This is a genomic window from Levilactobacillus hammesii DSM 16381, from assembly GCF_001434395.1.
Taxonomy (GTDB): Bacteria; Bacillota; Bacilli; order Lactobacillales; family Lactobacillaceae; genus Levilactobacillus; species Levilactobacillus hammesii.
Genome location: NZ_AZFS01000045.1, coordinates 55,600 through 75,105, shown reverse-complemented (window position 1 = coordinate 75,105; position 19,506 = coordinate 55,600). Strand labels below are relative to the sequence as shown.

Genomic DNA, 19,506 nt, shown 5'->3' with positions numbered 1-19,506 from the left:
ATGCTCCTATGTAACGGGCAGAGCGTGACGCCCTTCCGCCTTTAAGTTAGTTTCTGAAAAGTTGTCAGCTCTCCAGTTAATGTCGAAATGAAATACTGAGATTCATTATACCATGAATTCAAGCGGGCTAGCTTAAAACTCAGCAGAAAACGCTGGTGGTCAAAACGAGAAGCACCGCTAATGACGACGGTCACCTGACATTAACGACCGTACGCTTAGGCCCGCTATCCCCTACTATAACGACAAAACCACCGACAATCGCGGTGCGATCATCGATGGTTCTTACATTTATTTAAATAAGATCCTTAACATCACTAAAGACTTGATTATCATGAATGCTCAATGCCCACTCACGCGTCGTCAAATCATAGCGCAGACTTGCCACCTCACGAGAGTCAGCATACACCTCTTCTTGCGAATACCAGGTGTTTTGCCGCTCTGGATGTGTGATGGCTCGTACCGGAATCACATAGATCCGGTGACGCTCCACCAATTGGTCAAAGGCAATGATCATCCCATCCAGCAACCCTTGGGTCAGCTGAATCAAAATCTCATGTGGCACGTCACTAATCGCTAATGGCCGGGCAAAAACCCATCGATTGTTGTGCATTGCCCGCAAATGGCGTTTGAGGCTCACTTCCAACACGTGATCGAAGTCCGGCAAATGCCGGTAATACGTCTTGAAGAACCCATCCCGTAACGTTAAATACGCATAGTTATTTTGCAACTTGGCATAAAAAGGGGTCCGGATATGCGTTTCCATATGTGCCAGATAGAGAAGCTCGGCAATTTCGCCAGGTAAGAGAAAATCTAGGTCATCCCCATGCGCGTAGTCTACCCATTTTACAGCGTGCTCGTGTTTCGCCAACAAGTAGCGCCGAATCTGGGTCTGCCCGGTGATGGTCTGTAACCGCGTGTGGGGATTAATCTCCACATCACTTCCAGACTCATCATTCAGTAAAAGTAGCTGATTGGGTATCGCTGGGATGCCATTTAAAAAATCAGCCGGTGATATTCCCAACGAATAAATCATATTCGTAACGGGCTCTAAACTTAAATACACAAAATTTCCGCGCATATTCTTACACTCTTTCCCCTAGTCTCATTGTTAATTGTACTACGAAACTGGTGTGAAAACCGCTACTTTATTTTACATTTTTTCAAGGCGAGCGATTCGGTCAGCAATGGGCGGATGCGTGGCAAAAAGATCGCCCAGGCGATGCTTATTCTTGAAAGGATCACCGATATAAAGTGCCGAACTGTTAGGATCGGCCGCCTCCATCGGCTCACTATCATCGATTTTACGCAGCGCATTAATGAGCCCCTGCGGATTCCGCGTCAATTCAACACTCGACGCATCAGCCAAGTACTCCCGATTACGCGATAACGCCATCTGCGCAATACTAGCTGCCAGCGGCGCCAATATTATCAGCACAATCGAAATCACAATGGCAAAGGCATTACCAGCCGAGTCCCGATCGTCGTCACGGCGTCGGCCCCCACCCCACCAAAGCCAATTGCTGGCAAAATTAACCAGCATGCCAATGGCAGCGGACAAGGCCAGGGCAATCGTCTGTAGTCGAATGTCATAGTTGCGCACGTGAGAAATCTCATGGCCGATCACACCCTCAAGTTCCTCTCGGTTTAACCGTTGGAGAATCCCCGTGGTCACCGCAACAGCCGATTTTTCAGGACTGTTCCCGGTCGCAAACGCGTTGGGACTCGGATCGTCAATGATAAAGACACGGGGCATCGGCACTTTGCCGACCAGCGCCATGTCTTCAATCATATGCCACAACTGTGGCGCCTGACTCACGTCGGTAATCTCTCTGGCATGATTCATGCTCATGACCACGTTAGTCGATTGGCTAATCATGATCAGCATATAGACCAGCGCAACGACTAGGGCAATCACTGCCCCAGACTGCCAGTTATTCCAAAAAAGATAACCTAGTGCAGCCCCGATCAGTAAAACCAGCAAGCTAAAACCAACCATCACGTAGCCCGTTCGCCGCTTGTTCATGGCAATTTGGTCATATAACATATGATCGCCTACTTATCGGATTGATTAAAGTCATCGAAATTAACTTTAGGTGTTGTCTTTTCTTCTTCAGGTACTTGCAGGTATTCGTTCTCCTGAAAGTGATGAATTTTGGCAACAATGTTACTTGGGAAGGATTGAATCTTCACGGTCAGATTAGCCACGGAACTGTTGTACAGTTGCCGCGAATAGGCAATCTTATTTTCGGTGTTGGTCAGTTCTTCCATCAGTTCTTTAAATTGCGTGTTAGCCTTTAAATCCGGGTAATTTTCGGACAGGGCAAATAAGGAACGTAACGTCGTAGAAAGTTGGTTAGAAACTTCCATGGTTTGCTGGTGATCATCAGCCGGAATTGCCGTCAATTGATTCCGCAATTCGACCACTTTTTTCAAAGTACCTTGTTCGTAATTGGCGTACCCCTTCGTAGTGGATACCAAATTAGGAATCAAGTCATTCCGCCGTTTCAGCTGCACGTCAATCTGACTCCAAGACTCTTGCACATATGTCCGGGTCTTAATCAAACCGTTATAAGCGCTGATATACCATAGCACTAAAAGTGCCAAGACGATAATTAAAATAATCCAGGCCATTTTTGTCACTCCTTCTCAAATTTTCTGGTACACTCATCATAACAAAAGGTAAAACCAGACACCAATATGTACGCCTGACTTTACCAATAATTAGGAGGTTTCCCATGCAACATGTGCTCTTTGTTTGCTTAGGTAACATTTGCCGTTCCCCGATGGCCGAGGCCATTTTCAACGACTTGCTGGAACAACGCCATTTAACGGATCAGTTCGCGGTGGCGTCAGTTGCCACAAGTCCTGAAGAAGAGGGTAATCATCCTCACCCGGGCGCGTTGAAAGCGATGCGCGCCCACGGCTTAGATGCGGGCCAACATCGTTCACGGCCTATCACAGCCGAGGATTTTGACTGGGCCGACACCATCATCACCATGGACCACGCTAACGTGGCAAACCTGCAACGCATGGCTCCCAATGCCACTGATGCCGCAAAGGTGAAGCTCTGCCTCGACATTCTGCCAGGACGTGAAGGTGAAGCGATTGACGATCCCTGGTACACCCACAAGTTTGAATTAACCTATCAAGAATTAGCTGCCGCCCTGCCAGCTTGGCTGGACGAGTTGGCTTAAAACAAAACGTCAGACTAGCCAATTGCCGATTTCACTGAGGTAACGGCTGGCCTGGCGTTTTTTCAATGAAACGACATGGCCTACGGCGTATTACACAACATCCAGGTAATCGAACCAGTATAGTCACCACGAACTGCATCAGAATCGACCCGCAACAACAGCCCTTCCTTCAGGCCAGCCGTTAACTGCGTCTCCCGCTGTACGTGGTCAGCGTCAGAATTCATAATACGTTGCGCTTCCGAATTCAATAGGGGCTTTGTCTTATGATGATCAACGTAAACTAATTGACCGGCTAAGTGTCGTTGATCTTCGCGAACCAATGGAGACGCCGTCGCATCCAAGTGCCAATCATGGCAAGATCGACGCGTATCTTCGATGGTTAGGCTAAAGGGCTCCTGTCGTGGCAAGGTTTGAAGATAGCCAGTTAGATGGCCCTTGAAGCTGATGTTAGGCGTCACGTTTTTTACCTTCAGGCGTCCCACAAGCACCGTTAAGGGTACCTTTTCGGACTGATGGCCCAGAGAATCCGTTACCCAAACCCTTGCGTCATTTTTGTCGCTAGTAAACAGATTGGCCGGCAACTCCCAATTAAGCTGTCCTAGAGGTTTCTGATCATCCAGCTGAAAGTTAGTTTCAGTGTCGCCTACCGCAACGTGTAGCCGTAAATCTGAAGGGGTTACCGTTTCTCCCTTAACCTGAACGCTCCCTGAGAGCTTTACCGAATCGCCTTCATCGACCGTTTGTGTGCCATCACCGTCTAAGTGAAGCGTCAGGTACTTCACTGGGATCACCCGAAAACCGGGGATCGTGGCTTCCGCTACCGCCTCAGTCCCGTTAAAGTTACTGGTTGTCGTCGGAACCGTGGTGACCGCCCCCGCACCTTCAGTGACTTCTCCCTTCAACGAAATTTCCACCTGATTGTGATCCGCTGTAAAGGTCTTAAGTTTTTTGGTTAACGTGTTCTGTGAAAGCTCGGCTGGTGAAATCGGCAGCGATTCTTCTCCACGACAACTAATCGTGCCACTCAAATAGTGAATCTGTCGTGGCAATTTTAAAGACGCAACGACGTCATGCCAATCTGACCGCCCATTGTTGTATTGAACGCTATAGTTTAGCTGCACCTGATCATGTTCTTCAACCGTATCGCCCTCATGAATTTGCTTATTTTGAGAGAGATTCATCATCTCAGCCTGTGCCGAAACATCCACCAGATCTGGAATTTGGTCGAATACCACCAGATTGTTTTCATAGTTCATCCCCGTCGCCCCGGTGAATCCCCAGCGTGCCGAACGTGCCGGCTTTTTTTCACTAGTAGCTTCATTAGCCACGATTTTTTTCTTATCAATCGTTACCGTCCGCGATTCTCCATCCTGAGGAGCTCCTGTAATCACGTCTTTATCATTGAACGTATAGGTCATTTGACCAGTTTCAGGATTCCCATCCACTTGAGGGACGTAGCGCAGGGTCAAGTGATGCCAAGCGCCATTCGATAAAAAGGCAAAGTTTTTTCCTTGTATCAACCCCTCATGGTTCAGTGAAATATAGGACCGCCAATCATTATGATTATTAAGCATACCATCCGAACCGCTAGCCGTATGAAACACTCGGTTTCGCGTATAACTTGTCGGCTCCGCCGGATAGTTCGATGCAATATGTGGATAAAGCAGCATTCCTGCTCCCGTGTCTGAATCAAAAGAATCACCTAGTCCAGTTAAGTCATCATAGTTACGTTTGGCGTTCAAATGTGTGTCAAATTCTAATGCCCAGCTCCTCTGAATGGCGCTCGTCGCAAGTTGCTTGAGTACCGTTGAATCTTCATCTGTACTCACACTCCCCTTATCGAGGCCCCAGACACCCAAGGTTTCCCCCCGAATAGTCCACCTGTTCATTTCAGTAACTGCGGCCGTCTTGCGCGGGTCATTCTGCAGAACAAAGGCCATACCGTCACCGGCCGTATTTTTATCCTCATTTTCTTCACCAGTAACTGGCTTGCCCCGATTTCCAAAGTATAACCACATCGAAATAGTCTGTTCGTGGTCTAAATCAAAGAGATTGTCTTCAGTTGACCAGATACTGCCGACCTGATTCGCGCCATCGGTCAATTTCACCACTTGTGTATTCTTGGTTTTTTCATTCTTTGAATCGATCACTTTGGCCTGATTTTTATCTTTCTGCTCGCCTTGTACCGTTCCCACCTCAAAATATTCCGACAGACGGATTCCCTGAGGGGTCGTACCTAACGCATTTTCTAAGTTTTCATCCGCAAAAGTCGGTACAGCTCTATTAAGCAACACCCCACCCAATAACAGTCCCATCAGTCCAGCAACTAGTATCTTGATCAACAATCAATTACTCCTCCCAAATCATGGATTAAACCTAATCTACCGCTGTTTGCTCACTAGGCAACCAGCAACGAATTTACAATGTTTCCATAACATTTGTCATAATATGGTACGTTTAATAGTAACACCATTTATCATTGAAAATTAGTATAGCATATGTCCCTCGATAAATTAACCCCAAATCCTTATATCACAATATTTATATCTTGATATTAGCACTATTTATACCCATCTTTTAGCAGATAAATAGTGCTAATACCCAGCGATTTTGATACACTACTTATAACCTCAAAAAAGGCCAGTCGTTTACGCGACTGACCTCTCAAAATTTTAATTGGTTGAGACCGAATTGGTGAAACTCCACGTAATTGTGCCACCATACCGAGCTGGTTGCTTACTTGAGCCACCGATGGCATTGCCTTGAACATCTAGAAGGAGTCCTGAATCCGCACGCCACCCTTTAGAAACATCCACGATATCGTTATCACTCGTTGTGGTTCTTGACTTGATCTCTACGAATCCCGCGGTCAAATCTTGCTTACTGTCGCCTTGCTTGTAAATTAAGCTTCCTGGCAAAGTTTCCCGCAAAAGCGACACGAACGGTGTGGCTTTTGCGTACAAGACCCACTTATTATTGGCTCCCCGCGTATCAGTCACGGATACATTAAAATCATCACTTGGTTGAATGAGCTGTTCCGCTCCCGTCAAAGTCGTCTGCTTGAACGTCGCTCCTGTTGGGACACTCATATCTAGCGCCCCTGCTTTTACCGTGATCGTGTACGTTAACTTATCTGAAATACGGCCATCACCATCTTCAGCATAAAGTTGTAACGTATTGTCCTGTCCCGATAGCAACTTGGCTTGCGGAACCGAATAGGTAACCTGTCCGGGTTTATCAGTGGCCTTCAGCGGTTCCGGCTGCAAGGATTCGCCATTCAATACTGGATGCAACGTGGTTTTACTATTATCAACGCTGCTTTGATCCCCATAGCTGAGTTGGGCGGTTACCGGGACATCGGTCTTGGGTGCTACCGATGTCTTCCCGGACACACTATCTCCTGTCCAGGCCATATGAAGGGGACTGGTCTTGGAAGCCGGTGTCACGGTAAAATCAGGTGTTCTGGCATCCGTCAAAGCATTTGCCCCAACAAACTTGTTCGTTAATTGTGCCGTACTCCCAACCTTGGCATCCCCGTTTAGGGTAATGGTTGCTGTCGGATTGGTCTTAGACAACTCTTGGATGGGAAGAATTAGCGCGCCCGAACCAATATCTGACTTACTCAACTTAGTCTCAGGCAGGGCGTTGTCGCCATACGAAATGCTGCCATCCGTATAATCAATGTTACTAGGCAAGTTGAGTTGGGCCTTGATATCTTTCCAATTCTGGCTCCCCCCCGTATAGGCCAGGTTATAGGTTAGCCGCATACTGTGGCCCGCACCAACGCTGTCACCACTAGCAACTGTCTTTTGCGTGGTCTCATCCTTAATCGTAGCCGTCGTATTGGCGTTAACGATACCGGGAATCTGTTCAAAAACCACGGCATTGGGTTCAAATCTAGTCCCAGTGGACCCGGTGAATCCCCAGCGCACTTTGCCAGTGTTACCGGGATCAATCGCCTTTTTAGGAACGCTGACCGTTCTCGACTCTGCATTAGGAAGTGGATTCCCAGTTTTAGGATCTTTATCATCGTAAATATACGTCATCGTTTGATCAGTCGCATTCCACTTTAACGTGACATGATGCCACGCGCCATCGACCATCCACCCCGCGGAGCTTTTATAGATCGGTTGTATGTGGTTCATGGTGGCATAGTAGCCACCCTGAGCCGAGTGCATCGTATAGGTGGCTGAACTACTTGGAAATCCCGAAGCAATGTGCGCATATGGCGCTGCTAAATTAGGATCATCATCAAAAGAACTACTTACCCCGGGGGCCCCATTTCCCGTTGTCTTGTTGGGATAGGTATCAAATTCCAACGCCCAACTATTCTTAATCGCCGAACTGGCCACATCGCTAGCTTGACTCTTGGTTTTGTCCTTATCCGATCCCCAAACCCCTAGCGTTTCTCCACCAAGAGGCGTTCCTGCATTATCCGTAGAACTGGCGGAAAGATTGCGCGTATCGTTCTGTAAAACAAACGCCATCCCATCACCAGAACTACTATTCCGATTACCAAAGTTCATCCACATGGAGGCTGTAGCGTCAGAATTCAGACTCATCTCTGACGAGTCGTTCGTCCAAACCGTTCCCAATTGGCTGACTTTATCGGTTAACTGAACTGCCTGTCCCTTACCAAATGGTGTATCTGCTAACACCGCTGAATTATTGCTAATCTTTCCCAACGAAAAGTAATCATTCACTGGAACACCCTGCGGTGCCGTCTCTAAAGCTTGCTGAATCGGTGGATCAAAAAAACCTGCTTTCGCCGTTATACTTTGTCCCCCAAGTGTTAACCCTAACCCTATGACCATCGCACTAACAAAAACCGTTTTCAACTTCAAAGCCTACCCACTCCTTTGTAAAACAGAAATCGCGCCACCTAGTCGTAACCGTGATCACCTTTTACGTTCATGTTCAGCCTCGACATCGTTTTTAAACGTCTGCATCTCATAAGAAAATTAACTTTACTATCGAGCTGAATCATGATTATCCCAGTATGCTGTCAAATATGTCGACTCCCCTATACTGGTTCTCTTGTTAACTAAATTCATTATATTCGGTTAGTCAACTAAATTCAACAGCAATGTTAAATTTAGTTTCTCTAAATAATCATGGCCCGTAATCAATTCCATGAATACTTTATATCACTGGTATTGTTGGGTGCCCTTTCATTGTCTTGGATCGTTCACTTATCAGGCCATAACACAATAATCAGTTGTGATTTCAATGCATAAATAACCATAACTTTGTATGCAGGCCCCACACAATTGTTTTTCAGTAACAACTTAAGTCAACCCTATCGATGCCACTAAAAAAAGCCGAACCCGCTATCTTGGGGTTCGACCTCATTCAACTTTAAATCATTGTGGTGCATTGGCCAATATCCATTTAACTTCGCCCTTATAGGTTCCGGCCACCGCACCGCCACTAACCTGCATATGCAGACCCGTTGTCGCATTCCAACCGCTAGCAACATTAGTCGTTGTGCCATCGTCGGAACTGGTGCCGGTTGCCACGGTAGTTGGTGTCGATGTTAATGTCAGATCATCACTGCTCGTCCGGTACCGTAACTGACCGTCTAGTTGGTGACCAGCATCATCTACAAACGGCGTTGCACTCGCCTGTAATTGCCAGTGATTACCCGCACCTCGCGTATCCTTGACATCCAATTGCCAATCATTCGCCGGCAAAATATCCTGTGTCGTGCCAATCAAGGCCGTCGGTTTAAAGGTACTTGTCGATGAAACATCGCCAAAGTTAAGGGTTCCCGCCACATGGATCGTGACTTGTAAGTCGTTTGAAACATCACCTAAGGTATCAGTCGCATACAGATCCAGCGTATTGTCTCCAGTCTTCAGACTTCCGGCAGGTACATCATAGGAAAAGCTCCCCTGACTAAATTGGGTGGTCGCCAATTCCTGACCATTGAGCGTTGGATGTAAGGTAATCCCCTTACTACCAACCTTGCCATTCAAGACACTACCCATTCCTGTAATTGTCGTCCCCTGACCAGCATCAAGATTAACTGTTGACTGGCTCATCAGAAGCAGGGTCAACGAGGACGTTAACTGGTTAACCTTAAAGCCATTCATCGTGGCCGAGGTAATCGCGTTACTCCCGACAAAGTTTCCCTGTGAGCTAGGCACAGTAGTCGCTGTGCTACTTGCTTTGGCAAGGATTGTGATCTTCGCCGTGGGGTTACTCTTCGTCAAGGACTGCGCTAAGGTCGTCTTCAACGTTTGATCGGTCATGTTGCTGACATCAAAACTTGATGTGGTTCCATCGGGGTTCGTAATAATCCCCCTTAGTTGGGGTAATTCCCGTTGGAATCTTCAGACTGGCGCGCACATTAGTCCAGGGCGCACTTCCTGAATTGTAGGTCAGCTGATAGTCCAATTGCAGACGGTCGTTCGTATTCACACTATCGCCATCAGCAATCTTTTTATTCTGCGTCAGGTCCGTAACCGTCCCCGTCGCACTACTATCGACCAACCCGGGGATCTGTTCGAAACTCACCAGATTACTTTCGGAATTACCCCCAGTAGAACCTGTGAACCCCCACAGTGCAGTCGTCTTATCGCCGAGATCACTGGAGTAGATGGTCTCTGATCTGGATTGTCCGGCCTGGGCGAGCCCAGTCGCCGGATCTTTATCATCTATTGTGTAGGTCATGGTGTTGGTACTTGCTGTCCAGTCCAAGGTGAGATGGTGCCAAGCCCCGTTGGAGAGAAAAGACGAGTCCGTTCCACTGATAGAATTCTGGTGCGTCATTATGGTTGCATAATTATAGTTTTTACCATCAGAACTGAGCAGCGCTTTCCGCTGATAGGTCCCCGTTTTAGCGGGAAAGCCGTCCGCAATGTGGGGTTGTTTCAAATTATTATCAAAATTCGTCGCATTCATATAATTGTCATAGATATATTGATTATTGACAAAGGTATCGAATTCCAAGGCCCAACTATTCTGGATAGCTTGACTCGCAACCGTTCCACTGTTGGTCGATGTTAGATCGTCTGGATAGCCCCAAACACCCATGGATTCACCACGCGCTGGCGTACCATCCTTTTTCACCGCAGTTGCCTTGGTTCCACGGGGGTCATTTTGTAAGACAAAGGCCATCCCGTCACCAGCTTGACCCTTCTTGTTTCCAAAATACATCCACATGGAAGCCTTCTCATTTCGAGAGAGATCAAACGCTAACGCACTGCCGGCCCAAATGGTCCCCAACTGATCCTTGCCATTCGTCAACTGAACAGCCTGCGTACCCAAGGTGTTAGGATTGGTGGAATCTTGAACCTTAGCGGAGTTAATGCCATCAAAGTTACCAATTGTGAAGTAATCACTGAGTGGCAACCCCTGCGGCATACTCGCTTGAGCCGCGGTTAAATCGGTAGCATCCTGATCTGGCGTATCAGCCGCGTGCCCTGTTAACCCACTGCCCATAAACAAGACACCAACCATGACAAGTATCCCTAGTAAACCTGTCTTAAATTTCATAAACCACACGGCTCCTTCCTTAAAAGATATGAAATACACTTCACTTTTAGTATACGAGAAAACTGTGTGACCCTAACGATTAAGCACTGTCATTGTTAGGTTAGATACATTACTAATTGAATTATCTTATTCAGCGCAATATTATTTCTGGGCAAAACAAAAGTCACCCTACACGCGTAGAGTGACTCCAATCTTTATGGCATAAGCCCATCACTTAGGTGAAACAGAGTTTACGGCTGACCAATCGATTGTTCCTTCATAATTTCCCTCGACTGCGTTACTGTTTATCTTTAAACGGATTCCAGTATCAGCCTTCCAGTCTTGGGCAATGTCCGTTGTCGTGTCATTATCTGTTGAGGTTCCACTCGCAATGATTTGTGAAGCCTCATCGTTCAATACCGTGTCATGCCCCGCTGCATCCGTGTAAACCAATGAACCGTCAAGTGGCGTCTTGACGGCGACATTGTCACCATCGGCAAACATGCCCGTCGTCTTTGCGGTGACTTGCCACGTACTCCCCTTGACCAGTGAGTCGTCAACATCTAATTGCCAATCACCATCTCGATTGATCATGTGACTCTGACCATCCCCAGTCAGGATGGTGGGCTTAAAGGTCATGTTGCCACTCGTATGACCAAAACCGACCGTGCCTGCGGTGACAATCCGGTTTACCGTAGTCGACGTGACCTCATTTGCCCCCGAACCGTAAGTGGCATAAAAGCTAATGGTATTGGCACCAGGACGTAACTTGGTATTGGCAATATCATAGCCAAAGTAGTAAAAGTTCGGTGACATTTCCGCCGCATAAATGTCCATCAGATTCTCTGGATCCTGCGCCACACCATTAATCGCGGGGTGAATCGTAATATCCTCCATCGGAACGTGGGTAGAATCGGCTGGCATCGCGATTCCTACCACCCGAGCGGCCTGGGCACTGCCATAATTGACTTTCAAGGTCCCTTTATCATCAAAGGTATCCATGGCCAACTTGGCATTAATCTTGGGCGTAATCGTAAACTCAAGTGTTTTTGCTGACGATGTGGCGTTGGTCCCCGTGAAGTAGCTCGTTTGCTCTGGCTGCAGCACCCCACTTTGATCCGTTGCCAGATTCTTTGCCGTACCATACAACGTGATTGTCGCGTGCTGCGTACCGCTCATCGTTAAACCACCATCCGCAAGTGCCACTGGTAAATTTTGTGCCGAACCACCTGAACTCGTGGTCATTTTCGACAGATCAACCTTGTTATCGTTACTATCCTTATAACTAGCATCCGGGTAAGTAATCGTTCCTGACGTAATATTTAGCCCACTGGGAATATTCAGATTTGCATTAACTGACTTCCAATCTTCATCCCCATCTGTTCGACCAAAGGTATAGGTTAACTTAACCTCTGAGCCACCTGGAATTGAACTCGTCTGCGTAGAATTACCACCCACGTTAATATATTCGTCTGGATTAGCGGGGTCACTCTTAGCGGCTAGACTGGCCTTGGCCTCAGTCTGTGCCTGACCAGGGAGTTGATCAAAGATAACAAAATTATTCTCAGTAGATTCACCAGTCGAACCCGTGAATCCCCAACGAACTGCGGACTGTCCAGCTGCTAAATGAAACTTGGCCGGATCAATGGGAACCGTGGCATAATCCGTCGATGGTTCAGAAAGACCCGTATTCGGATTTTTATCATTATACGTGTAAGTCATTGCCCCATCACCACCAGCAGTTGTTGGTGGCGTGTATTGAATGGTAATGTGATGCCAATTCCGGTCAGACAATTTGCTATTGCTTGTGGGGCCTTCATTCAAAAAGCCCTCGTGTTTCATCGTATAGTAATAATACGGTCCGTAACCATTTGTCCCCAAAGCATAGGGAACCTTGGCTTCTGAATACGTACTATTTTCGCCCGGATAGTTTGACGCAATGTGTGTATCCTCGATAGCGGTCTGATTAGAGGGTGAACTGCCATCACCATTGACATCAAATGAAGTCGGACTGCCCCCAATCGTCCACTGCGAGATGGGGTACTGGTGAGCACTATCAAAGATGCCATATGACGGTTGCGTTGGAATTGCCGTGTTAGGGAATGTATCAAATTCCAGCGCCCAGCTGTTTTTAATCGCCGTATCCGCCAGATTGGTCTTTGAAAAGTCTGAATTCTGAACGCCCCAAACCCCCATTGATTCTCCGGGCCCCGAGTAAACATTTGTCCCACCGTTTTGTAAGACAAAGGCCATCCCATCACCCACACTGGTGTCACCCGAGTTGCCGCTGGCATAGATCCACATTGAAGCGGTTTCCTTTTGATTGAGATCAAACGACTGCTGTTTGGACCAAATCGAGCCCCAGCTTTGAGCTGACCCCGCCTTAGAAATTTGAATCGCACTGTTTTTCGCACCAATTGGACTACCAGCATCCACTAAATGTGCCGAGTTAGTCCCACTGGCCGTCGAAACTGAATTGTCAATCGTAAAGTAATTAGAAGCCGTGCCACTACCCAAGTAGACCCCCTGTGGTGCACCTGACAGCGCATCTGAGCCGGTATCAAAAGCTGCCCGGGCATTTCCTGCGTGCCCCCATAGTCCTAGCCCTACTATGGTGAACACCAACGTTATTTTTAATAATCCTTTCTTCGTAATTTGCAATCTCATAACCCCCAAACTGGTTTCCGCCAGGTTTTAATCGATTCTCAACTTTTTCGTGACTAACCATTACACGCTTAATTTTAGCCGAACGCCCTGATTACCCCTGTGAGGAAGCGAATACTGACGCCGTTCATCGCGGCCAGTCGCCAAGAACTTTCCTTCTTCACTTCTCTATCACGTGGTAACCAAGTGGCATCAGCATCCTGCACCTAGCATTAATCAGCACTTGATTAATTAAGTTAACTTTTTTACTTTCCACCTATAGTATATCACCTGGGTTAACTAATTAAAGTTACAACATTTGCATCTATTGATCGCTATTGTATCCTATCGTCTCCTCTCACATTAGCATTCGTTGGTTATCAACTGACGACATTATGTTCATTCGGAACTGAATCCACACTTGTTTATTGCCATTATTCCGCCAGTAAAAAAGCCGAGGCAAGATTCTCAAAAGGAATCTTGTCTCGGCTTTTTCAAGTTCAAATTTTTTAAGATGGAGATACTGAATTAATAAAGGACCAGTCAATCGTTCCCTCATAATTCCCTTCAACCGCGTTAGCCCCAATTTTCAAACGAATACCAGTATCGTCTTTCCAACCGGCGGCAATATTAGTTGAGGTATCATCCCCGGTTGAGGTACCACTCGCAATTAATGGTGACGCCGAGCTATTCAACGTTGTTTCATGACCCGCATCATCTGTGTAAATTAATGATCCATCGAGTGGCGTCTGAACGGCAACGTTATCTCCGTCAGCATGCATGCCATCCGTCTTAGCCGTGACCTGCCAAACACTGTCTTTGGTTAATGAATCATCCACATCCAAACTCCAGTCATCAGCGCGATTAATCACCTGACTCTGGCCGTCCCCCGTCAAGGTTGTTGGCTTAAACGTCATATTCCCACTGGTGTGACCGAAACCAACTGTACCGGCAGTAACCGTGGCGTTGACCGTGGTTGACGTCACCTTATCTGTACCGGTATCGTAGGTCGCATAAAAACTAACCGTGTTGGCGCCTGGCTTTAGCTTATCATTATCAATCTTATAGTCGAAGTAGTATGGACTCGTACTATACGGATAAGTAGTTGTTTGGATATCGCTCAACTTCTCTGGGTCCTGTGAAACACCGTTAATAGATGGATGGATAACAATAAGACTTGTCATTGATTTATCAGATGGCACTGCTGTTCCCATAACCAGGGCTTGCTCAGCCCCACCATAATTCACTTTCAACGTTCCTAATTCCTTAAACGTATCCATAGCCAATTTATCATTAACTTTAGGTGTAATCGTAAAATTAGGTGTCTTCGCGGATGATGTCGCATTGGTCCCCGTGAAGTAGCTGGTCTCAGCATTCTCGGCTACACCAGTCGAATCGGTCGCTAGGTTTTTAGCCGTCCCCATTAGTGTGATGGTAGCATGTTGCGTCCCACTCATCGTTAAGCCTCCGCTTGCCAGCGATACTGGCAGCGACTGAGATGTCCCGTCTGAACTGGTAGTCAGCTTTGAGACGTCAACTTTATTATCATTGCTATCTTTGTAACTAGCGTCTGGATAATCGATTGTTCCCGAAGTGATGTCCAAGCCACTAGGAATCTTTAAATTAGCATTCACCGATTTCCAATCTTCATCTCCGTCCGTTCTCCCAAAGGTATAGGTTAACTTCACAGTTTTCCCACCTGAGATTGAACCACCAGAATTCACTTCATTATAGGTGTTCGGATCATTATCATCTTGAGATTCCAGCTTAGCCGTAGCTTCCGTCTGTGCTTGACCAGGAAGTTGATCGAAGACAACTAAATTATTTTCAGTGGCAGCACCGGTGGAACCGGTGAATCCCCAACGAACCTTGGATTGGCCTGATGCAAGATTGAATTTGCTAAGATCGATTGGAACCGTCGCATAGTCATTCGAATCAATTGGTAATCCCGTATCTGGGTCCTTGTCATTGTAGGTATAGGTCATTGATCCCTTACCCCCAGCCGTGGTTGGCGGCGTGTAATCAACCGTAATGTGGTGCCAACGGTGATCCGACAAGTTACCGTTCCCGCCAGTAGCCCCTTCATCTAGGAAGCCCTCGTGCTTCATGGTGTAGTAATAAAAGTCTCCTTGCCAGTTTTGAACCGAGTAGTTCAGCTGCTTTTTCCCATTGGCATAATCAGAAGTTTCCGTATAAGTACTGCTGTCCCCAGGATAATTAGAGGCAATGTGCGTGTCATTAATTGCCGTCTGGGTCCCAGCCGTATCCCCATTCACATCAAAGGTGCTGGGATTTTGACCCGAGAAATTCCAACTTGGAATTGGTGTGAGATGCAATGGATCAAGAAAACCGTAGGTCGGTTGTGTTGGAATTCCGCCCTTACCATTGGGATACGTATCGAACTCTAACGCCCAACTATTCTGAATGGCCGTGCTCGCCACATTAGTCTGTGCAAACAAACTGTCCGGAACGCCCCAGACCCCCATGGATTCACCAGGACCAGAATAGACATCCGTCCCCCCATTTTGAAGGACAAAAGCCATCCCATCCCCAGCGTCTGTGGAATTTTCACCACTGGCATAAATCCACATCGAAGCTGACTCCGGTTTGCTTAAATCAAACGATTGTTGCTTCGACCAGATAGATCCCCAAGAATCTTTCACACCATTTTTAGAGATCTGAATGGCACTGTTAGCCGTTCCAGCTGGACTGCCAGCATCAACTAAGTTCGCCGCGTTGGTCCCGCTGGCAGTGGCAACAGTCTTGTCAATCGTAAAGTAATCAGAAGTGGTCCCACTCCCTAAATAAACGCCTTGTGGGGCCCCTTTCAGTGCCGCATCGCCAGTATTAAAAACCGTCGATTTGGCGTTGGCAACCTCAGCGTTTCCCCATAGCCCTAGTCCGACCATGGCAAACGCCGTTACCGCACGCAATAATCCTTTCCTTACCGCATTCAAATGCATAACCCCCTCATCTGGTTTTCGCCAGACTTCTGTAGATCCTCAACTTTTCGATAATGATGTTGAAACCTTAACTAAAAATCTAGTAAAACGTCAACATCAATACTTTTAACCTTTTTATGGCACGAATATAAATTAAACTTACTTAATAACGTCCAAATACCAGTAGTTTTCTAAATATTTAACCACCCTAATAAATATAGTATACCATCACTTGGTTGGAATTATAAGAGAAATTATATATAAATATCTTCGTTTCATCAGCATTCTGTAATTACTGATATGACAGTCATTAAGCCCATCGTTTATTTTCTAATTTGTTGATTTTTCAATTGGGCTTGAAATGCTTTTTTATTATAAAACTGCCCACAAAGAAGCTCATGTGCAATGACTGCTTGTTTAGGCTAGAAACCTATGACACAGTCTCCCCTCACGTTCTGAAAGAATATTCCATAAGCAGCCAGTGCCACTTGCCCCCCTCAGGTCAGTCCTTGAAGTGAAATTAATTAACCGGTTAATTCCAACCAGCCGTCTCACAAAAAAATCAGATCAAAACCAATCGGCACGAATAAATCCCAGCTGATCAACATTTTCACTGATAAGATGCAAAAAAAAGAATCATCCCTTTATTTTTCATCAGGATGATTCTGTATTAGTATTCCGAAGACACTTCTATTCACTTGCGGGAACATTATTCAACGACCAGTGCACAGTCGTTGAGTAGGACCCACTGATAGCACCAGCGTTGGTTTCAAGCTGAATACCATGCGTGCTGTCCCAGCCGCTCGTCACATCAACCTCATCACTATCGGAATCAGAGGTGTGCGTGTCGATCGTCGCCGCCCCTTGCGTCAGACTCTGCTGATCACCATTAGTTTTTTCATACACAATGTCACCATCTAGTAGACCGTTCGAACTGGTAATGGGATCGGCCTGAGCAGTCAAGGTCCACGTTCCACCGGTTCCTCGAGTATCCTTAACCTGGACACCCCAGTTACTATCAGCGGGGAAACTCATGGCAGAACCTGTCAAATTCCTAGGATGATCAACGTTAAACGTGCCCGTTGGGTTAGCCATTAGATCTAAGGTGCCGTCCTTCAAAGTAATCGTATACCCGACATCATTAGCCGAATTAATGCCATTTTTATCCGTCGCATACATCACAAATTGATTGCCATCAGTCAGACCAGAGATGATGCTGGCGGCGGGAATCGTGTAACTGAACTTGCCAGCAGCGTCACTATCACTCAAGGTCTTCGTTGGCAGGTTGACCCCGTTCATTTGAGGGTGCAACGTGATGCCGCTGTTTGCCGCAGCCGTGCTACCTGGTCCATACGTAATCTGGCCGGTTAGAGTGACATCTTTAGCTTCCGTCAACTTTTGACTTCCTGAGATTCCACCAGCGTCAATATTATCACCGGTAAGTGCCATCGTCATTGACCCATTAACTTTCTTCACATTGAATGCACTCAGCGTCGTGTGCATCAGCGCATTCGACCCTTCAAACGAACTGTGGGTTTCCTTGACAGCCGTCGTATCACTACTACCAGCAACGGCCACACCATTAAGTGTAATGTCGGCAGTCGCATTCGGTGCGGTGCTGCCATCCTGCTTATTGTTAAGGTTCTCAAGGGATTTACTTAAAGCTTGCCCCGTCGAACTACTGGTGTCCAAATCACTAATCGTATCGGTATCCCCATTAGCATACTTGATGGTGGCACTCTTAAACACAATATTTGATGGCAAATTCAATTTGGCAACAATATCCTTCCAAGACTCGCGACCGCTAGTGTACTTCAAATTGTAATTCAGTGACAGCCGGTCGCCACTATTCACAGTATCCGAAGGGTCATCAATGACCTTGTCAGACTGAGAGGTGTCGGTCAAAGTGGCTGTCGTATCCCCATTTACCAGGCCAGGAACCTGGTCAAAGACCACGATATTATTTTCGATTGCAGCCGTCGAACTTCCAGTGGAACCCACGAAACCCCAACGAACTAAACCATCGGAGCCAACGCCCAAATCTTCCTTAGGATTAATCTTTACACTTTGGGTATAGGTCTTCGAGACGGAGTCCGTTGATGAGGTTGCCGTCGTCGCTTCTTCACCGGACCGGGGAACTTGGTCATTGTAGCTATAGGTCATCATATCCGTTGAGCTATCCCAGTGCATGGTCACGTGTCGCCACCAACCAGCATCTAAGAACGTAAACATACTCGTACCGGTACCAGGTGTAATTGTCCCTTTATGAATCATTGAGGGGTAGTAGTAATTGGTCGTCGTGGTCGTCGGGAATAGCCAAGAACCACCTGTTGTCGTCTCCGATGCTTGGTTACTCTGATAGGTCGTGGATTTCCCGGGAAAGCTCGATGCAATATGCTGACCAGATACATCCCGGTCAAAGTCCGAAACGGGTCCCTTTTTCAACAGACTAATCGAATTAGCATCATCAGGCGCGGCAGTCGGCAAAATATCTTGATTAGAAACTGTATCAAATTCCACTGCCCAACTATTTTGAATTGCGAGTTTGGCAATGGCATCCGTATCTAGCGGCTTGGTCATATCCGTCCGAGCGTCCGTTCCCCAGACACCCATTGACTGACCAGCGGCCGGTGTCCCGTCCGCATTCTTGGCGATGGCATTCACACCATTGGAATCGTTCTGCAGGACAAAAGCCATCCCATCACCAGCACTCCCCGTTTTTCGACCATCCCCAAAGTACATCCACATTGAGGCGGTCTGATCCTCATTCAAGTTCATGCGGGCATCATCATTAGCCCAGATTGCACCGGCTTGATTGGCCCCAGTTGTAAGGTTAACGGCTTGACCATCGCCGAAGTCCGTTGAACTAATCTTGGCATTATTCCCACTAATATCACCCCTACTGAAATACTCACCGATTGTAACGCCCTTGGGTGCGGTTTGCAGGATTTGATCGTTCGTCATCTTGGCTTGTACCGTCACTGACTGTCCACCCCATACCAGCCCAGTCACGACTGTCACTATACCCAATAAAATTGATCTCATCTTCACGCTATTTTCTCCTCCTTCACCGGAAAACCCATAAATACTGGTCATCGCTGCCTTCGTTATCGATACCTGACATTTATAATTTTTTATACAACCAGTCGTTTCAATCTACATCGATAATTAACTAAACAATCGATACAAATCAGAAAACAGCTTTCCTCACAAAACTGCCCAACCGATTGTGATCATATTTCGTTCAC

The 19,506-nt window shown here is 46.8% G+C and carries 11 protein-coding genes; 1 reads left to right on the top strand and 10 read right to left on the bottom strand.

Annotated elements, in window-relative coordinates; all coding sequences use genetic code 11:
• Positions 1 to 292: 292 nt before the first annotated feature.
• The 3 genes from FD28_RS03830 to FD28_RS03820 form a co-directional block, all read right to left on the bottom strand.
• Complete coding sequence (locus tag FD28_RS03830) at positions 293 to 1,063, bottom strand: hypothetical protein (protein WP_235806844.1); 771 nt, start codon at positions 1,061 to 1,063, stop codon at positions 293 to 295.
• Between the two features lie 87 nt (positions 1,064 to 1,150).
• Positions 1,151 to 2,044 carry a zinc metalloprotease HtpX gene (htpX, locus tag FD28_RS03825; protein ID WP_057732766.1) on the bottom strand — a complete coding sequence of 298 codons (894 nt, stop codon included), beginning with the start codon at positions 2,042 to 2,044 and terminating at the stop codon, positions 1,151 to 1,153.
• A gap of 8 nt (positions 2,045 to 2,052) precedes the next feature.
• On the bottom strand, positions 2,053 to 2,631 hold the full coding sequence (locus tag FD28_RS03820; protein ID WP_057732764.1) for a LemA family protein: 579 nt from the start codon (positions 2,629 to 2,631) through the stop codon (positions 2,053 to 2,055).
• A 104-nt stretch (positions 2,632 to 2,735) separates the two neighbouring features.
• On the opposite strand from FD28_RS03820, the gene FD28_RS03815 reads away from it, so the two are divergent.
• The gene (locus FD28_RS03815) at positions 2,736 to 3,194 is read left to right on the top strand and encodes a low molecular weight protein-tyrosine-phosphatase (protein WP_057732762.1); all 459 of its coding nucleotides are present in this window, start codon (positions 2,736 to 2,738) and stop codon (positions 3,192 to 3,194) included.
• Between the two features lie 80 nt (positions 3,195 to 3,274).
• On the opposite strand, the gene FD28_RS03810 is transcribed toward FD28_RS03815, so the two are convergent.
• From FD28_RS03810 to FD28_RS03780, 7 genes are all read right to left on the bottom strand, one after another.
• Positions 3,275 to 5,539 (bottom strand): L-type lectin family protein, encoded by a 2,265-nt coding sequence (locus FD28_RS03810; RefSeq protein ID WP_057732760.1) that lies wholly within the window; start codon positions 5,537 to 5,539, stop codon positions 3,275 to 3,277.
• 327 nt (positions 5,540 to 5,866) lie between these two features.
• Positions 5,867 to 7,897 carry a lectin-like domain-containing protein gene (locus FD28_RS03805; RefSeq protein WP_162255546.1) on the bottom strand — a complete coding sequence of 677 codons (2,031 nt, stop codon included), beginning with the start codon at positions 7,895 to 7,897 and terminating at the stop codon, positions 5,867 to 5,869.
• 660 nt (positions 7,898 to 8,557) lie between these two features.
• Positions 8,558 to 9,448: a WxL domain-containing protein gene (locus FD28_RS03800; RefSeq protein ID WP_057732756.1), complete on the bottom strand. Its 891-nt coding sequence runs from the start codon at positions 9,446 to 9,448 to the stop codon at positions 8,558 to 8,560.
• A gap of 10 nt (positions 9,449 to 9,458) precedes the next feature.
• A complete protein-coding gene (locus FD28_RS03795) occupies positions 9,459 to 10,694 on the bottom strand; it encodes a lectin-like domain-containing protein (protein ID WP_057732754.1) in 1,236 nt (411 codons plus the stop codon).
• A gap of 210 nt (positions 10,695 to 10,904) precedes the next feature.
• Entirely contained in the window at positions 10,905 to 13,295 is a 2,391-nt protein-coding gene (locus tag FD28_RS03790) for a hypothetical protein (protein WP_162255545.1), read from the bottom strand.
• A 530-nt stretch (positions 13,296 to 13,825) separates the two neighbouring features.
• On the bottom strand, positions 13,826 to 16,273 hold the full coding sequence (locus FD28_RS03785) for an L-type lectin family protein (protein WP_157059833.1): 2,448 nt from the start codon (positions 16,271 to 16,273) through the stop codon (positions 13,826 to 13,828).
• A 675-nt stretch (positions 16,274 to 16,948) separates the two neighbouring features.
• Positions 16,949 to 19,309: a hypothetical protein gene (locus tag FD28_RS03780; protein ID WP_057732748.1), complete on the bottom strand. Its 2,361-nt coding sequence runs from the start codon at positions 19,307 to 19,309 to the stop codon at positions 16,949 to 16,951.
• Positions 19,310 to 19,506: the final 197 nt, after the last annotated feature.